Genomic DNA, 3,325 nt, shown 5'->3' with positions numbered 1-3,325 from the left:
CGCGCAATTTTTCTTAAAGGTGAGAGTCCAACTTTGCTCAATTCAATAATAGATCTTTATATCGGTTTTATTACTTTGTTAATGATTCAAGCGCTTTAAAGAAAAGAATAAGAATTAAGAGATTTATTTCGCTACATTTCCTATTATTTTTTCGTCACGGTTTGCATGATTCAAAAATGATTATCGGGCTTTGAAGACAAAGAATAAGAATGAAAATTTGCGCTGGGATTTCGCACACTTCGTATCTGTCTCAATTACAACAGGAAACCAACTGCAATTAACTACCGCTAACCACTTCGCTTCGGGACTTCGCCCTCGCTCGGCCTTCGGCACATAGGCTTTTGTCACTCCTCTTGCTTACGCAAGCCTCGTGCCAATCCCTAACGCCTCCTACAGAGGCTCAGGGCCAGCCTACGTCGGTTAGCTAGTTCGTTATACGCCATAATTTAAAAATTCTAAATAACAAGGAAAAAAAATGGAAAGATTTATAATCACACCAACGGTAGATCCTACTCAAGAATTTATTGAAATAGCTAACGATTTCTCTAATCCACTTGATTTAATTCGAGAAGCCATTAGCAATGCTTATGATGCTAATGCTAACTCTATGGAAATTGAATTTACCACGATTAATATCTTCGGGGAAAGATTTCTAAAAGTAATCATAAAAGATAATGGCGAAGGAATGACAAGGCAGGAATTACAAAGTTTCTTTGATCTTGGAAATTCTACTAAGCGAGAAGAAGAATCCAAAATTGGTGAAAAAGGACATGGTACTAAAGTTTATTTTAATTCACGAAATCTTAAAGTAACAACCAAACACGAAACAGACAAAAAATACATAGCTGAATTGGAAGAACCATTTAGGAAATTACATCAAAGAATGTTGCCAGAAGTTAAAGTTGAAAGTTTTCCAGAAAACCATAAAGGTACTACAATAGAAATTTTAGGTTATAACAATAACAGGAGCGAAAGGTTTACTCATGAACAATTAAAGGATTATATATATTGGTTTACTAAATTTGGTACGTGGGAAAATCAAATAGGTAACAATAATAAAACTTTTATGATAAATTTAAAAGGCTTAAATAGCAATTCATTCGAGCTTCTTGAATCAGGTCATTTTTTTCCAGAGGAATCAATTCCAATAAATGATTTGTTCGATCAATATCTAACGAAGGCTCCAGATTATTACTCTAAACGAATTATAAAAAAGGATATACATTTAGCAGAATTTCCTGATATAAAAATTGATGCAATTTTTCAAATTGAGGGTAGCCGAGTAAAATACTCTTATAATCAAATGTTGAGACGGTCTGGTTATCAAGCACCGAATGGTTCTTATACTGTACAGGAGAGATACGGACTTTGGCTATGTAAAGATTTCATACCTATTCAAAGAAAAAATACTTGGATAAGTTATAAAGGGTCTGAATATACCCGATTTCATGCTTTTGTAAACTCTCAGCACCTCAGGTTAACTGCTAATCGTGGCTCTATCGACAATACACCATCAGAAATTCTTAGTTCAATAGAGAAAGAAGTTCGGAAAATCTTTGATGATATCATTGAATCGGATGATTGGAGATCTATATCATGGCTGGAAGATCAGGCCCTTGCTCACAATACTATCAATAAGGAAAAAAAGGATTATGAATGGCGAATAAGGAAAGTTAAACAAACTAATATCGCTAAATTCGGAAATATAACATTAATTGAACCTCAGAGGGAACAAGGAGTATATGCATTAGTGATTCAATTATTAACAATTAATCCAAATATTTTTCCTTTTAAAATCCTTGATTTTGATACTCATAGCGGTATAGATGTAATTGCAAAAGGAGCAGATAACACACCTATCCAACAGGCAAAATTATTCTACGTCGAATTCAAATATGCTTTAGAAGAAAATTTTAATCACTCTTTCGAAAACACACTTAGCGTTATATGTTGGGATACTAAAATCAAACATGATGAAGAAGTCACAGATATTGCAGGTAAGAAAAGAAAATTAAAAGTAATATTTTCAGATTCCGAGAACTATACGAAATATTTCCTCGATGACCCGAGCGGAAGTTTTAAAATAGAAGTTTATGTTTTAAAAGATTATCTTAAAGAGAAACATCAATTGGATTTCCGACCACGAAACTCGAAGAGTGTAGATTAAAATTACGGCGCATAACAGCGACTTACCGCTACGCTTCGGGACAAGCCCTCGCTCGGCCTCCGGCAAATTCCCCTTCTGGCATTCGCCTTGCTTACGCAAGCTACATGCCAGTCCCTAACGTCCCGTTCCGGGACTCAGGGTCGGGGAACTTCGGTAAGTCTATTCGTTAGTCGAAATTGCCCAAATCCAAAAAAAAAATTGAATAAAAAATGATTGACCGATAAACCAGGTATATACATTGTTTATACTATGGAATCGACTATACAAAAATGGGGAAATAGTTTAGGAATAAGAATACCCAAACTATTCGCAAAACAATTAGAACTTGATGATGGCAGTCATGTTGAAGTTATTCAAGAAGGAAATAAGATAATAATCTATCCGTATATTAAAGAAACTTTAGAACAAAAATTAAAAAAAATTAGCAAGAAAAATCTACACAGCGAAATCGAGTCTGGTTCACCAGTAGGAAATGAGTTTTGGTAAGTAAGAATAAGTATATTCCAAAACAAGGTGACATTGTCTGGTTAAACTTTAATCCACAAGCAGGCCACGAACAGATGGGACGAAGACCTGCACTTGTTCTATCACCTTTACAATACAATATTAAAACTTCATTAGCAATATTCTGTCCTATAACTAGTAAAGAAAAGGGATATCCATTTGAAGTTCTTATTAAAGGTAAAAATATAAAGGGCGCTGTTCTATCTGATCAAATAAAAAGTTTAGATTGGACAAGTCGAAATGCTGAATTTATAGAAGTCATTGAGAAATCGTCTTTAAAAGAAGTTGAAGAAAATATAAAATTATTAATATTTTCCTTTTAACAGGACAACTTCGACTAACTGCCGCTAACCACTTCGCTTCGGGACTTGCGCCCTCGCTCGGCCTTCGGCACATAGGCTTTTGGCACTTCTCTTGCATTCGCAAGCGTCGTGCCAATCCCTAACGCCTCCGTACGGAGGCGTCAGGGCCAGCCTACGTCGGTTAGCTAGTTCGTTAATTGCAATTAGTTGATCGAAAGATTATAACGCGCAAATTTTTTTATGATTTTTGTGGTGCTTAAAGCTTTTAAAAAGACTCGGCGTGCAATATTAATTTGAATGTGTTATTAAGGATTTTAGCTTTTTAAGATTTAAGAGAAAAATTTGCGCTGGC

Annotated in this window: 3 protein-coding genes; all 3 read left to right on the top strand. The window is 35.0% G+C overall.

Annotated features, from left to right (window positions below; all coding sequences use genetic code 11):
* Positions 1–475 precede the first annotated feature (475 nt).
* The 3 genes from LEP1GSC199_RS19835 to mazF all read left to right on the top strand — a co-directional run bounded on the left by LEP1GSC199_RS19835 (position 476) and on the right by mazF (position 2,994).
* Positions 476–2,167: an ATP-binding protein gene (locus LEP1GSC199_RS19835; RefSeq protein ID WP_002991310.1), complete on the top strand. Its 1,692-nt coding sequence runs from the start codon at positions 476–478 to the stop codon at positions 2,165–2,167.
* Positions 2,168–2,416: 249 nt separating this feature from the next.
* Positions 2,417–2,653: an AbrB/MazE/SpoVT family DNA-binding domain-containing protein gene (locus LEP1GSC199_RS19830; protein ID WP_002991307.1), complete on the top strand. Its 237-nt coding sequence runs from the start codon at positions 2,417–2,419 to the stop codon at positions 2,651–2,653.
* On the top strand, positions 2,647–2,994 hold the full coding sequence (mazF, locus tag LEP1GSC199_RS19825; protein ID WP_002991304.1) for an endoribonuclease MazF: 348 nt from the start codon (positions 2,647–2,649) through the stop codon (positions 2,992–2,994). The genes LEP1GSC199_RS19830 and mazF overlap by 7 nt, the downstream gene beginning before the upstream one ends.
* The last annotated feature ends 331 nt before the right edge of the window (positions 2,995–3,325 follow it).

It is taken from the genome of Leptospira vanthielii serovar Holland str. Waz Holland = ATCC 700522, assembly GCF_000332455.1.
GTDB lineage: Bacteria > Spirochaetota > Leptospiria > Leptospirales > Leptospiraceae > Leptospira_A > Leptospira_A vanthielii.
The sequence above is the reverse complement of the archived record's forward strand: the minus strand, read 5'-3'. Positions and strand labels throughout refer to the sequence as shown.